At 68.7% G+C, this 17,312-nt stretch carries 19 protein-coding genes; 8 read left to right on the forward strand and 11 right to left on the reverse strand.

Going from position 1 to position 17,312, the window contains the following annotated elements; genetic code table 11:
* The first annotated feature begins 158 nt into the window (after positions 1-158).
* From LCC91_RS09710 to LCC91_RS09745, 8 genes are all read left to right on the forward strand, one after another.
* Positions 159-2,708, forward strand: coding sequence for a FimV/HubP family polar landmark protein (locus LCC91_RS09710; RefSeq protein WP_143897351.1), 2,550 nt, complete (start codon positions 159-161; stop codon positions 2,706-2,708).
* 32 nt (positions 2,709-2,740) lie between these two features.
* Positions 2,741-3,535 (forward strand): tRNA pseudouridine(38-40) synthase TruA, encoded by a 795-nt coding sequence (truA, locus tag LCC91_RS09715; protein WP_058616071.1) that lies wholly within the window; start codon positions 2,741-2,743, stop codon positions 3,533-3,535.
* Between the two features lie 11 nt (positions 3,536-3,546).
* A complete protein-coding gene (locus LCC91_RS09720; RefSeq protein WP_143897350.1) occupies positions 3,547-4,224 on the forward strand; it encodes a phosphoribosylanthranilate isomerase in 678 nt (225 codons plus the stop codon).
* 47 nt (positions 4,225-4,271) lie between these two features.
* Entirely contained in the window at positions 4,272-5,573 is a 1,302-nt protein-coding gene (gene trpB, locus LCC91_RS09725; protein ID WP_058616054.1) for a tryptophan synthase subunit beta, read from the forward strand.
* Entirely contained in the window at positions 5,570-6,415 is an 846-nt protein-coding gene (gene trpA / locus LCC91_RS09730; protein ID WP_043703782.1) for a tryptophan synthase subunit alpha, read from the forward strand. The genes trpB and trpA overlap by 4 nt, the downstream gene beginning before the upstream one ends.
* A gap of 72 nt (positions 6,416-6,487) precedes the next feature.
* Positions 6,488-7,357 (forward strand): acetyl-CoA carboxylase, carboxyltransferase subunit beta, encoded by an 870-nt coding sequence (gene accD / locus LCC91_RS09735; RefSeq protein WP_043703779.1) that lies wholly within the window; start codon positions 6,488-6,490, stop codon positions 7,355-7,357.
* A gap of 46 nt (positions 7,358-7,403) precedes the next feature.
* A complete protein-coding gene (locus LCC91_RS09740) occupies positions 7,404-7,544 on the forward strand; it encodes a hypothetical protein (RefSeq protein ID WP_156137282.1) in 141 nt (46 codons plus the stop codon).
* A gap of 2 nt (positions 7,545-7,546) precedes the next feature.
* Complete coding sequence (locus LCC91_RS09745; RefSeq protein ID WP_043703776.1) at positions 7,547-8,593, forward strand: restriction endonuclease; 1,047 nt, start codon at positions 7,547-7,549, stop codon at positions 8,591-8,593.
* Positions 8,594-8,611: 18 nt separating this feature from the next.
* Here LCC91_RS09745 and LCC91_RS09750 read toward each other — a convergent pair whose 3' ends face one another.
* From LCC91_RS09750 to lepA, 11 genes are all read right to left on the reverse strand, one after another.
* On the reverse strand, positions 8,612-8,938 hold the full coding sequence (locus LCC91_RS09750) for a hypothetical protein (protein ID WP_043703775.1): 327 nt from the start codon (positions 8,936-8,938) through the stop codon (positions 8,612-8,614).
* Positions 8,935-9,255 (reverse strand): BrnT family toxin, encoded by a 321-nt coding sequence (locus tag LCC91_RS09755; RefSeq protein ID WP_043703773.1) that lies wholly within the window; start codon positions 9,253-9,255, stop codon positions 8,935-8,937. The genes LCC91_RS09750 and LCC91_RS09755 overlap by 4 nt, the downstream gene beginning before the upstream one ends.
* 90 nt (positions 9,256-9,345) lie before the next feature.
* Positions 9,346-10,431 (reverse strand): beta-N-acetylhexosaminidase, encoded by a 1,086-nt coding sequence (nagZ, locus tag LCC91_RS09760; RefSeq protein ID WP_043703770.1) that lies wholly within the window; start codon positions 10,429-10,431, stop codon positions 9,346-9,348.
* On the reverse strand, positions 10,428-10,823 hold the full coding sequence (acpS, locus tag LCC91_RS09765) for a holo-ACP synthase (RefSeq protein ID WP_043703768.1): 396 nt from the start codon (positions 10,821-10,823) through the stop codon (positions 10,428-10,430). The genes nagZ and acpS overlap by 4 nt, the downstream gene beginning before the upstream one ends.
* A 5-nt stretch (positions 10,824-10,828) precedes the next feature.
* Positions 10,829-11,614 (reverse strand): pyridoxine 5'-phosphate synthase, encoded by a 786-nt coding sequence (locus LCC91_RS09770; protein ID WP_043703766.1) that lies wholly within the window; start codon positions 11,612-11,614, stop codon positions 10,829-10,831.
* Entirely contained in the window at positions 11,611-12,408 is a 798-nt protein-coding gene (recO, locus tag LCC91_RS09775) for a DNA repair protein RecO (protein WP_052231814.1), read from the reverse strand. The genes LCC91_RS09770 and recO overlap by 4 nt, the downstream gene beginning before the upstream one ends.
* 1 nt (position 12,409) lies before the next feature.
* Positions 12,410-13,363, reverse strand: coding sequence for a GTPase Era (era, locus tag LCC91_RS09780; protein ID WP_082007749.1), 954 nt, complete (start codon positions 13,361-13,363; stop codon positions 12,410-12,412).
* Positions 13,360-14,064 carry a ribonuclease III gene (rnc, locus tag LCC91_RS09785; RefSeq protein WP_043703763.1) on the reverse strand — a complete coding sequence of 235 codons (705 nt, stop codon included), beginning with the start codon at positions 14,062-14,064 and terminating at the stop codon, positions 13,360-13,362. The genes era and rnc overlap by 4 nt, the downstream gene beginning before the upstream one ends.
* Positions 14,065-14,067: 3 nt before the next feature.
* Positions 14,068-14,367 carry a DUF4845 domain-containing protein gene (locus tag LCC91_RS09790; protein WP_318010112.1) on the reverse strand — a complete coding sequence of 100 codons (300 nt, stop codon included), beginning with the start codon at positions 14,365-14,367 and terminating at the stop codon, positions 14,068-14,070.
* A 118-nt stretch (positions 14,368-14,485) separates the two neighbouring features.
* On the reverse strand, positions 14,486-15,451 hold the full coding sequence (gene lepB / locus LCC91_RS09795) for a signal peptidase I (RefSeq protein WP_043704139.1): 966 nt from the start codon (positions 15,449-15,451) through the stop codon (positions 14,486-14,488).
* Between the two features lie 11 nt (positions 15,452-15,462).
* Positions 15,463-17,277 (reverse strand): translation elongation factor 4, encoded by a 1,815-nt coding sequence (gene lepA / locus LCC91_RS09800; RefSeq protein ID WP_043704137.1) that lies wholly within the window; start codon positions 17,275-17,277, stop codon positions 15,463-15,465.
* Positions 17,278-17,312: the final 35 nt, after the last annotated feature.

Here is a 17,312-nt window from a genome sequence, read left to right on the forward strand (position 1 = left end):
AATCCCGCGCCCGTTCAATAACGTCAAACGGCTCACTCGTTGTGCGCAAACAACGACGATGGCAAATTAACCCTTCATCATGGCATCTGCACGGTTCTTCAGCTTGTTGCTGTAAGGCTTTGATGCTAAGTTCGACACTCCATTGAGCCGTTGTCGAGATGTTTTCCCGAAAGACCCCCTTATCCATCCCCCGACGAGCCCAGCGCAATGCGCGGGCGTATCGCGCCCCGAACGGCGATATCCGCGACGACCAACCCCGAACGACATTGCGGCACGTCACGCTGGCAATACTCGCCGCGACGGCCCTTGCCGATCCGGTTTGGGCACTGTCGCTCGGACGTGCCACGGTGCAGTCGATCCTGGGAGAACCGCTTCGGGCGGAAATCGAAGTACCCTCGATCGACGATACCGAGGCCGCGAGCCTGCAGGTACGCATTGCGCCGGTCGAGCGGTTCCGAGCGGCGAATCTCGAGTTTCAACCGTTATTGCAAGAGGTCACCCTCGACGTCCAACGACGCGCCGGCGGACAGGCGGTGATCGTCCTGCGCAGCCAACGGCCCGTGACGGAACCTTTTCTCGACTTGGTTCTTCAGGCCCGCTGGGCTGGTGGCGAGCTGCTGCGTAACTACACGCTGTTGTTCGACCCGCCTCATCTGCAACGGCAGTCGCCCATCACCCCGCCGGTACCCGCGCCTGCCCCGATGCCAGCCCCCACACAGGCATCCACAGCGGTCCGCGAACAGGCGCGCCCCGCCCCGGTACCACGGCCTGGCGCCGCCCAACCGAACGGCGATCAGCCGCAGGCACAGGGCACGCGGGTGACGGTTCGGCGCGGGGACACCGCCGGCAAGATCGCCGCGGCGCACAAGCCCGCCGACGTGACGATGGAGCAGATGTTGGTGGCGATGCTGCGCCACAACCCGCAGGCTTTCGTGCGCAACAACGTCCATTTGCTGCGGGCCGGGGCCGTCATCGACATGCCCGATGCCGCGGTCGCCAGCGAAATCGACGCGCGCGAGGCGCGCCGTTTGGTGGCGGCACAGGCGCGAGATTTCAACGAATACCGGCGCCGACTCGCAGCCGCTGCCCCCCGGCAGGAAGCGCCGGAGGCCTCGCGCGCCGCGGCGGGGGTCGTCGAGTCCGCGATCGCCGAAGCCAAACCCCAGGCGGCCGCGCAGGACAAGCTGACCTTGACAAAACCGGGCGATGCCGCGCGCACCGAAGCCGCGATCGCCGAACAACGCCAGCGCAGCGACTCTGAACAGCGCGTCGCGGAGCTCAACCGCAACCTGACGGAGCTGCAGCAACTGCAACAGGCCGTGCAGCAACCGCCAGCGTCCCCCGCTGCCGCCCCCGCTGCTACCGGAGCAACCACTTCCACGACCCCAGCGACCGATCCCTCCAAGCCCGCGGATTCGCCCGCAAGCACCGATCCAGTGCAAGCGCCCGGCACTTCGGCACCTGCAGCCGCTGCGGAGGCCGCCCCCCCCGCTCCACCTGCGCCTGCCGCGGCTGCCCCGGCTACGGCCGAGCCGAAACCGACCCCCCCTGTGCCGGCACCGGCGCACGAAGAACCCGGGATTTTTGCCAGCCTTCTGGACAACCCCCTGGTCGCTCCAGCCGGTGGTGGCGTGGCAGTCCTGCTCGCTGCGCTGTTTTGGTGGCGTACCCGCCAGCGGCGGCAAACGGCAACCCCCGCGGAATCGCCCAGCGAACTGCGTGTCGACCCCGTCGGCAGCGAAGTCGAGATGAAGGACGAAGCGCCCTCGTCGTCGATGCTCTACTCCCCCAGCCAACTGGACGCTGGGGGTGAAATCGACCCGGTCGCCGAAGCGGAGGTTTACCTCGCCTACGGACGCGAACAGCAGGCGGAAGAAATCCTGCTCGAGGCGCTGCGAACGCATCCGGATCGCCTTCCGGTACGCCTCAAGTTGTTGGAAATCTACGCGCAGCGGCCCGACGCCGCGCGCTTTGAATCCCAAGCGCGGGAACTGCATGCGCTCACCCAAGGACGGGGGCCCGAGTGGGCACGCGCGTGCGAATGGGGGATCACCCTCGATCCCAACAACCCGTTGTACCGACAGGCGATGTCGACAGCGCCAGCGCCTGCACCGGAGGTCACGGCTGCCGTGACCGAGCCAAACCAGCGGGTCGCAGAGGTCGGCAACACCGCCGATTCGGATACCGCCGATTCGAATACCGGCGATTCGAGCAGACAGCCCGACGAACCCTTGGATTTCGACATTTCTGTCGAACCCACCGAAGCGGCACCGGACACATCGGCACCGCCGACGACCCCAGCCTCCGAGCCTCCGCAGACTTTGGACCTGGACTTTGACCTCGATCTGGCACCATCGCCGTCCGCCGGCGCTGAGCGCAGTGCTGCCCCTGCCCCCTCGCGGGTCGACGAGGTGCTGACCCTCAGCGTTCCCCCCGAACTCGATGCGGGCTCAGAAGGGGTGACCGTCACGGAAGAGGCGACGCTCGCCGTACCTTCCGAGGTCTCAGTCGATGACGCGTTGTCCAGTCTCGAAATCCCCGAGGGCCTCGGCGAGGCCGACCCACTGGAGACCAAACTGTCGCTGGCCCGCGAGTTCGAGGCGATCGGCGACATCGACGGTGCGCGCACGCTGGCCGAAGAAGTCGTGGCCGAGGCGACCGGCGAGTTGCAGGAGCGCGCGCGCGCGTTCCTCGCGCAACTCGCGTGACGCCAACGGCGCACGCGCACGGGGTGGTGGGCGTGGCAACGCGCATCGCGCTGGGCGTGAGCTATCTGGGCACCGCCTACCAGGGCTGGCAAAGCCAGCCCGGTGGCCGCACCGTGCAGGATCAATTGGAACGGGCGCTCGCTACCTTTGCCGATGTGCCCGCCATCGCCACCCTGTGCGCGGGGCGTACCGACGCGGGCGTGCACGGGCTGAACCAGGTCGTGCACTTCGACGCGCCGGTCGAGCGACCGATGAACGCCTGGGTGCGCGGTACCAACCGCTACCTGCCCACGGACATCGCGGTGCAGTGGGCACGGCCCGTCCCCCCGACCTTTCACGCGCGCAACAGCGCCCGTGCACGGCGCTACGCGTATGTGCTGCTGGAGTCCCCGGTGCGCCCGAGCCTCGAGGCGGGCCGGGTCGGCTGGGTATTTCGACCGCTGGCGCTGGGGCCGATGCAGCAGGCGACCCGGCACCTCATCGGCGAGCACGACTTCTCCTCGTTTCGCGCCGCGCAGTGCCAGGCGCTCTCCCCCGTCAAGCACCTCTACCGCATCGATATCCGACGGCGCGGCCCCTACTGGCGCTTCGACTTCGAGGCCAACGCCTTCCTGCACCACATGATCCGCAACATCATGGGGTGCCTCATCGCGATCGGGCAGGGGCTGCGGCCACCGGAGTGGATGGCCACCGTGCGCGACGCGCGCAGCCGCGAGATCGCCGCGCCCACCTTCGCACCCGACGGGCTGTACTTCCTCGGCCCCGTGTACGATGAGGCGCTGGCGTTGCCCCGGCAGACGCCGGCCTTCGACTGGCTGCCACTGTGAGCATCAGCGCTATGCGACGCACCCGGATCAAAATCTGCGGCCTCACGCGCGAGGCCGACGTGGAACACGCCGCCGCGGCCGGCGCCGATGCGATCGGCTTCGTGCTCTACCCGGGCAGCCCGCGCTACGTCGATGCCCGCCGCGCGGGCGCGCTGGCGCGCCGCCTGCCGGCGTGCGTCACGCCCGTGCTGCTGTTCGTCAACGCCAGCGCGGACGACGTCGCCGCGGCGCTGGACGCGGTGCCACACGCGGTGCTGCAATTCCACGGCGACGAAACCCCGGCGCAGTGCGCAGCGCTCGCCGGCACGCGACCGTGGTGGCGTGCCGCGCGCGTGCCGGTGGGCGCTGGCGCCGGGGCCTTCGATCTCCTAGAATACGCCGAACGCCATGCCGCCGCGCAGGCCGTGCTCGTCGATGCGCACGTACCCGGCTACGGCGGTGGCGGGCAATCGTTCGACTGGACAGCTTTTCCGTGGTCACACCCTCGACTTCGCGCCGCCGATCGGGTCGTTTTGTCTGGTGGACTCACACCCGAAAATGTGACCGATGGTGTGCGGCTGGTGCGTCCCTGGGCCGTTGACGTCTCCTCCGGCGTCGAGGCGGCCAAGGGCATCAAGGACCCGGCGCGCGTGACGGCGTTCATCGCCGCTGTGCGCCGCGCCGACCAGACCCTCACCGAAACCCCGTGACGCATCGCCCCCTGGCGGGCGGCGTCACCCTGCCAGAAAGCCGTTCCATGTCCGCCTACGCCTATCCCGACGCGCGGGGCCACTTTGGCCCTTACGGCGGCAGCTTCGTCAGCGAAACGCTCACGCACGCCATCGCCGAGCTGCGCGCCGCCTACGAACGCTACCGCACCGATCCCGACTTCCAGCGCGAATTCCGTTACGAGCTCGCGCACTTCGTCGGCCGCCCCTCGCCCCTGTACCACGCCGCGCGGCTCAGCCGCGAGATCGGCGGCGCGCAAATCATCCTGAAGCGCGAAGACCTCAACCACACCGGCGCGCACAAAATCAACAACGTCATCGGCCAGGCGATGCTCGCGCGCCGCATGGGCAAGCCGCGCATCATCGCCGAGACGGGCGCGGGCCAGCACGGCGTGGCCACCGCCACCATCTGCGCCCGCTACGGGTTGGAGTGCGTCGTCTACATGGGGGCGGAGGACGTCAAGCGCCAGAGCCCCAACGTCTACCGCATGAAGCTGCTCGGTGCCACGGTCGTGCCGGTGGAGTCGGGCAGCAAGACGCTCAAGGACGCGCTCAACGAAGCGCTGCGCGACTGGGTGACGAACGTGCGCGACACGTTCTACATCATCGGCACCGTCGCCGGGCCGCACCCGTACCCGATGATGGTGCGCGACTTCCAGAGCGTCATCGGCGAGGAGTGCCTGCGCCAGATGCCCGAGATGCTGAGCGACCTCGGGCTGCCCGGCAACGGCGGCGCGCACCCGGACGCGGTCATCGCCTGCGTCGGCGGTGGCAGCAACGCGATGGGGATTTTCTACCCCTACATCCCGCACGCGCAGGTGCGCCTGATCGGCGTGGAGGCCGCCGGCAGCGGCCTCGACAGCGGCCACCACGCCGCCTCGCTACAGCGTGGCGTGCCGGGCGTGCTGCACGGCAACCGCACCTACGTGCTGCAAAACGCCGACGGCCAGATCACGGAGACCCACAGCATCAGCGCCGGGCTGGACTACCCCGGCGTCGGCCCCGAACACGCGTGGCTCAAGGACAGCGGCCGCGCCGAGTACGTCGGCGTCACCGACGACGAGGCGCTCGCCGCCTTCCACCGCCTGTGCCGCACCGAAGGGATCATCCCGGCCCTGGAGTCCAGCCACGCCATCGCCTACGCCATGAAGCTGGCCAAAACCATGCGGCCCGACCAGACGCTGCTGGTCAACCTCTCGGGCCGCGGCGACAAGGACATCGGCACGGTGGCCGACCTCTCGCAGGCGGACTTCTACTGCCGCCCGAGCTGCCGCGGACAAGCCGTCAAAACCGCCGCCCCCATCACCCTGCCCCCGGGAGCCGCCGCATGAGCGCCGCGCGCCTGTCCGCCACGTTCGCGCGCCTGCGCGCCCAAGGCCGCCGCGCCCTCATCCCCTTCGTCACCGCGGGGTTCCCCTATCCCGACATCACGCCGGACCTGATGCACGCGATGGTCGCCGCCGGCGCCGACGTGATCGAACTCGGCGTGCCATTTTCCGATCCGATGGCCGACGGCCCCGTGATCCAGCGCGCCGGCGAGCGGGCGCTCGCTGCCGGCATCGGCCTGGCGCAGGTGTTGCAGATCGTGCGGGACTTCCGCACGCGCGACACGACGACGCCCGTGGTGCTGATGGGCTACGCCAACCCCATCGAGGCGTGGGAGCACCGGCACGGCGCGGGCCGCTTCGCGCGCGATGCCGCGGACGCCGGCGTGGATGGCGTGCTGGTCGTCGACTACCCGCCCGAGGAGTGCGAAGCGTTTGCCGCCGCGCTGCGCACGCACGGGCTGGACCTGATCTTCCTGCTCGCCCCCACCAGCACCGACGAGCGCATGGCGCAGGTCGGGCGGCTGGCCAGTGGCTACGTCTATTACGTCTCGCTCACCGGCGTCACCGGGGCGGCGCACCTGGACACCGCCGCGGTGGAGGCGATGCTGCCGCGCATCCGCGCCCACGTGTCGGTGCCTGTTGGCGTGGGCTTCGGCATCCGCGACGCGGCCAGCGCCCAGGCTGTAGGACGCGCCGCCGATGCGGTGGTCATCGGCACCCGCCTCATCCAGATGATCGAAAACGAACCGCGCGACCGGGTGGCCGACGCGGCGGCGGGCTTCCTGCGCGAGATCCGCGCGGCGCTGGATGCGCTGCCGCCACGCGACGGCGCCGCTGGCGCATAATCGCGTGCACACCGGTCGGGCGTCGCGGGGCGTGCGTGCCCGCGCACCCGGCCCACACGACAAGGAGATGCCATGTCTTGGCTGGAAAAACTGCTCCCGCCCCGGGTCACGCGCAGCGAAGCCCCGCGGCGCAGCATCCCCGAGGGGCTGTGGATCAAATGCCCGAGCTGTGAGTCCGTGCTCTACAAAGCGGACCTGGAGAAAAACCTCAACGTCTGCCCGCACTGCGCGCATCACCACCGCATCGGCGCGCGCGCGCGGCTCGACGCCTTCCTCGACCCGGAGGGCCGCTACGAAATCGGGCAGGAAGTGCTGCCCGTCGACGCGCTCAAGTTCAAGGACAGCCGCAAATACCCCGAACGCCTGAAGGAAGCGCTGGAGGCCACCGGCGAGACCGACGCGCTCATCGTCATGGGCGGGGCGGTGCACACCATCCCCGTCGTCGCCGCGTGCTTCGAGTTCGACTTCATGGGCGGCTCGATGGGCTCGGTCGTCGGCGAGCGCTTCGTGCGCGGCGTCGAAAACGCGATCGAACAGCGCGTGCCCTTCATCTGTTTCACCGCCACCGGCGGCGCGCGCATGCAGGAGGGGCTGCTGTCGCTGATGCAGATGGCCAAGACCAACGCGGCGCTCACGCGCCTGGCCAAAAAGCGCCTGCCCTACATCAGCATCCTCACCGACCCGACGATGGGCGGCGTCTCCGCCGGCTTTGCCTTCATGGGCGACGTGGTCATCGCCGAGCCCAAGGCGCTCATTGGCTTTGCCGGCCCGCGCGTGATCGAAAATACCGTGCGCGTCAAACTGCCCGAAGGCTTCCAGCGCGCGGAATTCCTGCTGCAAAAGGGCGGCATCGACATGATCTGCGACCGCCGCGAACTGCGCAGCACGGTCGCCAACGTGCTGGCGATGTTGCTGCGCCAGAGCGCGGACGCGGTGGCGTGACAAAATTGCATCCTGGCAACCGCCAGGATGCAAGGGGGGGGTTCACGTGTCACAAAAAGAAGTCACCGCACAAAACAAGCTTAATAAGCTGCTCGAAGCAGCAGGCTGCCGCACGGAAAAGCACATCCAGGCCACCATCGCCAGCGTCTGGGGCGAGAACGTGCCGAACGAAGCGGAGGGGGTGTAAGCATGGCCGTCTGGCTCGTTCGCGCCGGCAGCCACGGCGAGTTTCAGGACAAGTTTCTGTCCGAGAAGCGGGTGTACGTCACTTGGCACGATCTCGACGTCAACCTCGCCACCTTGCCCGACCGTGAGGCGCTCATCAAAGCGCTGCAAGCGCGCTACCCCGACGCCAAGCCCAAGAAGCTCCTCAACCACGCCAGCCAGATCTGGCCGTTCGCCCACGAGATGAAAAAGGGCGACTGGGTCGTGCTGCCACTCAAGACCCAACGCGCCATCCAGATCGGCGAGATCACTGGTGACTACAGCTTCGAACCCGCCGGGCCGTCGCCGTTCTTCCACTGGCGCGCGGTGAAGTGGATCGGCGAGGCGATCCCACGCAGCCACTTCGGCAAGGACCTGCTCAACACCTTCGGCGCCTTCATGACCATCTGCCGTGTGCAGAAGAACGACGCCGAGGCGCGCTTGCAGGCGATGCGCAAGAACGGCTGGAAACCGGAGTCGGTCGCGCAGGTGCTGGCCCCTGCCGGGCCGACTGCTGAGGCCGACGACGCCGCGGACCTGGACCTGGAGGAACGGGCGCGCGATGGCATCGCCCGCCTGATCCTGAGCCGGTTCAAGGGCCATGAGCTCACGCGCCTGGTCGAGGGCATCCTGCGCGCGCAGGGCTACACCACCTGGCGCAGCCCGGCGGGCGCCGACGGCGGCGCCGACATCCTGGCTGGCGCCGGCCCCCTCGGCTTTGGCTCGCCGCGGCTGGTGGTCGAGGTGAAGTCGGAACAGGCACCCATCGATCGCCCGACTGTGGACAAGCTGCTAGGCTCGGTGAGCAAGTTCGGCGCGAACGAAGGCCTGTTCGTCTCCTGGAGCGGCTTCAAGAACAACGTGCAGAAGGAGCTAGCCGGCAGTTTCTTCCGCGTCCGCCTCTGGTCGCAAACCGAGCTGCTCGACGCGCTGTACGAGGTCTACGACAAGCTCGATCCCGACCTACGCGCCGAGCTTCCGTTGAAGCGCATCTGGACCGTGGCCGTCAGCGACGAAGGCGACGAGGGATAAGGTATTCCAGGGGGTCCATCACGCCGCCTTGCGCCGCTTTTGCGGCAACCGCTCGCTCGACTCCCGAACCTTTTCCTCGTGGTGCGCCAGCACCTCCCGCAGGCCTTCGGGGACGTAGCGCTGCAGAATGTCGCGCATCAGGGGTTGGTAACCCACGCCATGGTGAGCGGCGATGAGTTTGTATGCGTCGATCAGCGACTTGGGCAGCCGGATGGAGATGGTCTGCATGCCCAGCGCCGCGTCCAGCGCTTGGACGTGTTCCTGGGGCGCGACTTGGACGGCGTCTGGATCGGCTCCCAATTCCCGCGTATCCCACGCCTCGTCGGTGCTGTGAATCTTTTTCATGATGGGTTCCTTTGGTCACGTGCGCGCTGGTAGATGGCGATCTCGACAGGGTTCGGTTCGTAGCAGGTCCGCAAGTGGATCTCTTCACCGCGCTGTATATACACCACTTTGAGCAAACGCCCCCGGTTGGTTTCACTCAGAAACCACAAGGTCGGCGGATCGCTCCGATGCTCCTCCCGGGTGTCCATGAGAAGCGGTCCGTCGCGGTTCTCGAAGCATTGCTCCACCTCTCGCCGACTGACCTGATGCTTGCTGGCCAGTTTTTCCAGCACCTTGACGGAAATCTTGAGCGTCTGCAGGTGTGGATTATGCGTCATATCGCCTCCCATGTATATACACGACAGCAACGCCCCAACCCCATCCGATGGGACAGCACGCCAGTGCGTACCCGTCCTCGGACCAGTCGGCTATGGCAACAGCGCCAGCGCCTGCTGGTAGCGCGCGTCGGCCATCAGCTCGTCCCACGTGAGGGCCGTCCCGGCGGGCAGCAGCGCCCGCCGACGTGCCTCCGCCGTTTCGTCCGGGATCCAGCGGCCTTCGTAATACGCGCGGCTCAGGCCCTCGATCAGTTCGTCTATCGCCGCACCGTCGTCCACCGGGCTTTGGTTGCACAACAGCACGAGGTCACAGCCCGCCTGCAGCGCAGCGAGGGCCGCTTGCGTGTGGGTGACGGGCCGGCCGTCCAGCACGCGGGCACCGGCCATGCTCAGGTCGTCGCTGAAGACCGCGCCGGTGAAGCCCAGCCGCTCGCGCAGGATGTCGCGCAGCCACACGCGCGAGAACCCCGCGGGCCGCGCGTCCACCTGCGAATAGACGACGTGCGCCGGCATCACCGCGGCGAGCGCCGCGCTCAGCCAGCCGTACGGCGCGGCGTCATCGGTCAGGATCGCCTCCAGCGCGCGGTCGTCCACCGGCAGCGCGACGTGCGAGTCGGCCTCGGCCCAACCGTGACCGGGAAAGTGCTTGCCGCAGTGCGCCATGCCGGCCAGCCGCAGACCGTGCATCAGCGCCTGCGCCAGCAGCGTGACGACGCGCGCGTCGCCGTCGAACGCGCGGTCGCCGATCACCTCGCTGCGGCCCCAGTCCAGGTCGAGTACCGGAGTGAAGCTGAAGTCCACGCCGCAGGCGCGCAGCTCGGCAGCAAGCACGTAGCCGGCCGCGGTAGCCGCGTTGCAGGCCGCCAGCGCCGCCTCGCCCGGTCGGGTCTCCGGCCCCTCGCGCCACAGGCGCCCCAGGTCGCGCATCGGCGGCAGGTGCGTGAAACCGTCGCTGCGGAAGCGCTGCACGCGCCCGCCCTCATGGTCCACGCAGATCAGCAGGTCGCGCCGCACGCGCTTGATCTGGCGGCACAGGGCGGTGAGCTGCGCGCGGTCGCGCCAGTTGCGCGCGAACAGGATGACCCCGCCGACCAGCGGGTGGGCCAGGCGCGCGCGGTCGGTGTCGGTCAGGCGGGTGCCGGCGACGTCGATGATCAGGGGGGCATGCAGGGTCATGGATCTTGCTCCACCACCACGAAGCTGGTGGCATAGTCGGTTTCGTCGCTCAGGCTCAGGTGCGCGCGCAGCCGCCGCTCGGCACACCACGCCTGCAGCGCGCCGTGCAGGCGAAAGCCGGGCCGGCCGCCGCTCAGGTGCACCACCTCGCAGTCGCGCCACGTCATCGGGGCGCGAAGCCCCAGGCCGATGGCTTTGCTAAACGCCTCTTTGGCCGCAAAGCGCGTGGCCACGAAGCGCACCCCGCGCTCGGGGCAGCGTGTGCGCCGCGCGCGCCAGGTGGCCAGCTCCCCTTCGGCGAGCACGCGCTCGGCAAAGCGGTCCCCGTGCCGTGCGAGCGCCGCGGCGATGCGGCGCACGTCGCACAGGTCGGTGCCGATGCCGTAGATCATCGCGGTCAGTCGGCTGCCGCGATGCAGCGCAGGTAGGCGCGCACCGTCTCGGCGTAGCCGAGCTCCAGCGCATCGGCGATCAGCGCATGGCCGATCGACACCTCTGCCACGCCTGGCACGGCGCGCAGAAAATCCGTCAGGTTGTCGCGGTTGAGGTCGTGCCCGGCGTTGACGGCGAGCCCCGCCGCCTGCGCCGCCTCGGCCGCGGCGCGGTAGCGCTGCAGGTGCGCGGCGCGCGCCGCCGCGTCGGCCCAGGCCGCCGCGTACGGCTCGGTGTAGAGCTCGACCCGGTCGGCCCCGACCGCGCGCGCCGCCGCCATCTGCTCCGGCAGCGGGTCCATGAAGAGGCTCACCCGCGCGCCCAGCGCGTGCGCCCGTGCGATCACGGGGCCGAGGCGCTCGGCATCGTCGGGGAAGCACCAGCCGTGGTCGCTGGTGAACTGGTTGACCGCATCCGGCACAAAGGTGAGCTGGTGCAGCGGCAGGCCCTGACGCACCAGTTCATCGGCGACGTCGAGCAGGTTGTGGAAGGGGTTGCCCTCGATGTTGAACTCGCGGTCGGGCCATTCGGCCATCAGGTGCCCGAGGTCGAACACGTCGTGGCGGCGGATGTGGCGCTCGTCCGGCCGCGGGTGGATCGTGATGCCATCCGCCCCGGCCTGCAGGCACAGCGTGGCGGCGCGCACGACGCTGGGAATGCCGAGGTGCCGGCTGTTGCGCAGCAGCGCGACCTTGTTCACGTTGACCGACAGCGCGGTGCGCCGGTGGGAAGCGGTGGGGGTGGCGTTCATGACGGGGGATCCGGAAGGGCGACGGGAGACGGCGCCGCGGCGAGCCGCCGCACGGTGCGCATCAGCTCGCCGGTGCGAAACGCCCGCACGCCGCTATGGTAGTGCAGCAGCGCCGCGAGCCCCGCGCGCAACGCGGTACCGACCAGCGTCGGTGCCTCGGCGGCGAGCGCGGCCCAGGGATCGTCGCTGGCCAGCGCCGCCGCCAGCGCCCGCCACTGGCGGCCGGAAAGGGCCGCCGCATCATCCACCGCCGCTGGCTGTAAGCCAGCCTCAGCCGCCAGCCGGTAGCCCGCGTCGGCCTCCAGCGGCAGCAGGCGCAACCCCTCCTGCGTCAGGTCCGGCAGCCACCCCAGCGTGCGCAGCAGCAGCAGCTCGAAGCGACGCAAGGCAAGCGCCGTGTCCTCGCCCTGCGCCAGTGCCCGCACCGCCGCGGCGTAGTGGTCGAACAGCGCCGGGTGCGGGTCGTCGCGCGCCGTCAGGCGCAGCAGCAATTCGTTTAGGTAGTAGCCCGCCAGCAGCGCATCGCCCGCCGGCATCACGTGCCCGCCGGCGTAATGCGCCGCCTTGAGCGTGTGCACCTCACCGTCGCCCGACCAATCGAGCCGCAGCGGCTGCAGCGGCAGCAGCACGGAGCGAAACTGCGACGTCGGGCGCTTGACCCCCTTGCCGACCAGCACGACACGGCCATGGTGGCGGCTGAACACCTCCAGGATCAGGCTGGATTCGCTCCAGTCGTGCTGGTGCAACACATAGGCGGGTTCGTCGTGCACCCGCGCGCGGCGGCGGCTGACCACGTCACTCGTAGCCGTAGGCGCGCACGCGCGCCTCGTCGTCGGACCAGCCGGAGCGCACCTTCACCCACAGCTCCAGGAACACCTTGCCGCCCCACTCGCGTTCCAGCTCCTGGCGGGTCTCGGTACCGATGCGCTTGAGCCGCTCGCCTTTTTCGCCGATCACGATGCCCTTGTGCGACTCGCGCTCGACGATGATGGTGGCGGCGATGCGGCGCAGCTCCCCTTCCTGCTCGAAGCGGTCGACGACGACGGTGGAGGTGTACGGCAGCTCGTCGCCGGTCAGGCGAAAGAGCTTTTCGCGCACCAGCTCGCCGGCGAGGAAGCGCTCGCTGCGGTCGGTGAGGTCGTCGGCCTCGTACATCCACGGCTGCTCGGGCAGGTACCGCTCGCACAGCGCCAGCAGCCGCTGCACGTCGCGCGGCTGCTTCGCGCTCATCGGGAAGAACTCGGCAAACGGATAGCGCTCCTGCATGCTACGCAGCCACGGCGCGATCTCGACGCGGCGGTGCACGCGGTCGAGCTTGTTGGCCACGAGGATCACCGGCACGTTCGGGGGCAGCAGCGCGAGTACCTTGGCGTCGGCCAGATCGAAGCGCCCGGCCTCGACGACGAAGAGCAGCAGGTCCACGTCGCCGACGGTGCCCAGCACCGCCTTGTTGAGCGCGCGGTTGAGCGCGTTGCCGTGCCGCGTCTGATAGCCGGGCGTGTCGACGAAGACGAACTGCGTCGCCCCCTCGGTGCGAATGCCGGTGATGCGGTGGCGCGTGGTCTGTGCCTTGCGCGAGGTGATGCTCACCTTGGCCCCGACCAGCGCGTTGAGCAGCGTGGACTTGCCGACGTTGGGCTTGCCGACGATGGCGATGAACCCGCAGCGCTGCGGCCCGGCGGGCTCAGCAGCGGCCGGGGTCGACGAAGCGGCATCCGTCGAAGAAGAAGGGGAAGAATCCGTGCTCATCGGGATGGGACAGGGGCGCAGGGGCCCTGGGTCTGCAATTGCTCCAGCATCGCGGCAGCGGCGGCCTGTTCGGCGGCGCGGCGCGACGGGCCGCGGCCGCTCGTCGACGGGGCACCTTCCACCCGGCACTCGACCTCGAAGGTCTGCGCGTGCGCCTCGCCGTGGATGGCGGACACCTGATACACCGGCAGCGGCCGCCGCCGGCCCTGCAGCCACTCCTGCAGCGCGGTCTTGGCGTCCTTGCCCAGCCCGGGGCGCAGTTCGACCCCCTCGTACCAGCGCCGCGCCACCGCCTGCGCCACCTCGAAGCCGGCGTCCAGGTACAAGGCCCCGAGCAGCGCCTCCACCGCGTCGGCCAGGATCGACGCCCGCTCGCGCCCGCCGGAGCGCTGCTCGCCCTCGCCGAGCCGCAACAGCGGCGGCAGGCCCAGGTCGAGCGCGATGCGGTGCAGCGCGTCCTGCCGCACGAGGCTCGCGCGCACGCGCGACAGCTCCCCCTCGCCCTGTTGCGGCAGGCGCTCGACCAGCAGCGTGGACACCGCGAGGCCCAGCACGGCGTCGCCCAGAAACTCGAGGCGCTCGTAGTGGTCGGCGCCGAAACTGCGGTGGGTCAGCGCCCGCAGCAGCAGCTCGGGCCGACGAAAACGGTGGCCCAGCCGGCGCTGCAGCGCCTCCAGACCGCTCGATGTCACGTCAGTCATGCGTCATTCGTTGCGGCCGCGGTATTTCAGCAGCAGATACGCCGGACCGAACAGGTGGATTTCCTTGTCGTAGGCAAATTCGACGACGATCTTGTCGCCGTCCTTGCTGATATCGAGGTCCTGGCCGCTGATGGCCTCGAAATAATCGGCCGTCTTGGCGCGATCGAACGCGTCGCGGATTTCCCGCACGGTAGTGCCACTTTGCGCAGCACGGTTGACCGCCTTCCGGATTGCCAGGTATTCGGTGACCGTGGGCGTGACCTTCGCCGCCAGCACGACCAGCACGGCCACGATGGCCGCCACGAAAACCAGGCCCAAGATGGTAAAACCGCGTTGTCGCATCTGTCACTCCCCCTCGCGTCGGTGCGCCGCCCGGTGGGCGGCCGCTGGCCACATGATAGCGGCAAACGTCAACATCACATCACTCGAACGGACCAATGCGGCCGAGGTCGCCGAAATTCATCCAGACGAACACCGCCTTGCCGACGATATTGCGCTCCGGCACGAAACCCCAGTAGCGCGAATCGAGCGAGTTGTCGCGGTTGTCGCCCATCACGAAATAGTGCCCCGGCGGCACGCGGCAGGTGACGCCCTCGACCGTGTAGCGGCACTGGTCGCGTCCGGGGAACTCCGTCGCCATGGGGATGAACGGCGGGCGCTCGTCGTCCACCAGCGTGTGCACGCGCTTGTCCCCGATCGTCTCGATGAACTGCTTGCGGTAACGCATCGCGTCCGCGTCGTAGAAATCGGGTGCGGCCTCGCGCGGCACCGGCTGGCCGTTGATGATGAGCTGTTTGTTGAGGTAAGCCACCTCGTCACCGGGCACGCCGACGACGCGCTTGATGTAGTCCAGGCTCGGCTGCGGCGGGTAGCGAAAGACGATCACGTCGCCGCGCTGCGGCTCGTGGTTGTCCCACACCTTGGTGTGGATCACGGGCAGCCGTACCCCATAGTGGTATTTGTTGACGAGGATCAGGTCGCCCACGTGCAGTGTCGGGATCATCGAGCCGGACGGGATCTTGAACGGCTCAAACAGAAAGGATCGCAGCACGAACACCGCCAGGATCACCGGGAACAGCCCGGCGGTCCAGTCCAGCCACCACGGCTGTGCGAGCAGCCGGCGGCGCAGCGCCTCCAGATCGACCGGCTCGGGCACCACGCCCTGGCGCACGCACTCGTCGTGGCGCCGCTGCGCTTCGGCCACGGCGTGCTCGGCCGCGGCGCGCCGGCGCGGCAGGAAGACCCAGCGCTCCGCCACCCAGTACACGCCGGTGATCACCACCGCCAGCAGCAGCAGCAACGCGAAGTTGCCGTCGATCGCGCCCGCATACCACGCGAGCCCGTAGCCGGCAAACGCCGCCAGCACGACGCCGGTCAGCGTCCCCATGGTCTGATCGCTCATGACTCCTCCACCTGCAGGATGGCGAGGAACGCCTCCTGCGGCACCTCGACGGTGCCGATCTGCTTCATGCGCTTCTTGCCGGCCTTTTGCTTTTCCAGCAGCTTGCGCTTGCGGGTGATGTCACCGCCGTAGCACTTGGCCAGCACGTTCTTGCGCAGCGCCTTGACCGTCTCGCGGGCGATGATCTGCGCACCGATCGCCGCCTGGATGGCGACGTCGAACTGCTGGCGGCTGATGATCTCGCGCATCTTCTGCACGACGGCGCGCGCGCGCGACTGCGCCTGGCTGCGGTGCACGATCAGCGACAGCGCGTCGACCCGGTCGCCGTTGAGCAGGATGTCGACCTTGACCACGTCGGACGGGCGGTACTCCTTGAACTCGTAGTCCATCGACGCGTAGCCGCGGCTGACGGACTTGAGCTTGTCGAAGAAGTCCAGCACGATCTCCGCCAGCGGCATGTCGTAGGTGAGCATCACCTGTTTGCCGTGGTAGGCCATGTTGAGCTGCACGCCGCGCTTCTGGTTGCACAGCGTCATCACCGGGCCGACGTAGTCCTGCGGCAGGTAGATGTGCACGGTGACGATGGGCTCGCGGATCTCCTGGATCTTGCTCGGCTCCGGCATACGCGAGGGGTTTTCCACCATCACGATCTCGCCGTCGCCCTTGACCACCTGGTACACGACCGAGGGGGCCGTGGTGATGAGGTCCTGGTCGAACTCGCGCTCCAGGCGCTCCTGCACGATTTCCATGTGCAGCAGCCCCAGGAAGCCGCAGCGAAAGCCGAATCCCAGCGCCTGCGACACCTCGGGTTCGAAGTGCAGCGAGGCGTCGTTGAGCTTCAGTTTCTCGAGCGCGTCGCGCAGCGCGTCGTACTCGCTCGCCTCGGTCGGGTACAGCCCAGCAAACACCATCGGCTGCACTTCCTTGAAGCCCGGCAGCGGCTCGGTCGCCGCGGGGATGTTGGCGCCGCTGGCGGTCTTGAACGAGGTGATGGTGTCGCCGACGCGGGCGTTCTTCAGCTCTTTGATACCGGCAATGACGTAGCCGACCTCACCGGCGTGCAGCGCCTCGCGCGGCTGGTTGGCGGGGGTGAAGACGCCGACCTTCTCACACTGGTACTGCGCGCCGGTGGCCATCAGGCGGATACGGTCGCCGCGGTTCAGACACCCGTCCACGACACGCACCAGCATCACCACGCCGACGTAGTTGTCGAACCACGAGTCGATGATCATCGCGCGCAGCGGCCCGTCCGGGTTGCCGCGCGGCGGTGGGACCTTGGCCACCACCGCCTCCAGGATCTCGTCGATGCCCATGCCGGTCTTGGCCGAGCAGGGGATCGCCTCCGAGGCGTCGATGCCGATCACGTCCTCGATTTCCTGCCGCGCGCGCTCCGGGTCGGCCTGCGGCAGATCCATCTTGTTGAGCACCGGCAGCACTTCCACGCCCAGATCGAGCGCGGTGTAGCAGTTGGCCACCGTCTGCGCCTCCACCCCCTGACTCGCGTCCACGACCAGCAGCGCGCCTTCGCACGCCGACAGCGACCGGCTGACCTCGTAGGAGAAGTCCACGTGCCCCGGTGTGTCGATCAGGTTGAGGTTGTAGGTCTGCCCGTCGCGCGCGGTGTAGCGCAGCGCCGCCGTCTGCGCCTTGATGGTGATGCCGCGCTCCTTCTCCAGGTCCATGGAGTCGAGCACCTGCTCGGTCATCTCGCGCTCGCTCAAGCCTCCGCAGCGCGCGATCAGGCGGTCGGCCAGCGTGCTCTTGCCGTGGTCGATGTGCGCGATGATGGAAAAGTTGCGGATGTGCTTCATGGCCACAGAAAAAGGGCGCGCCCAACCAGCGCGCC

It is taken from the genome of Tepidimonas taiwanensis (assembly GCF_020162115.1).
Taxonomy (GTDB): domain Bacteria; phylum Pseudomonadota; class Gammaproteobacteria; order Burkholderiales; family Burkholderiaceae_C; genus Tepidimonas; species Tepidimonas taiwanensis.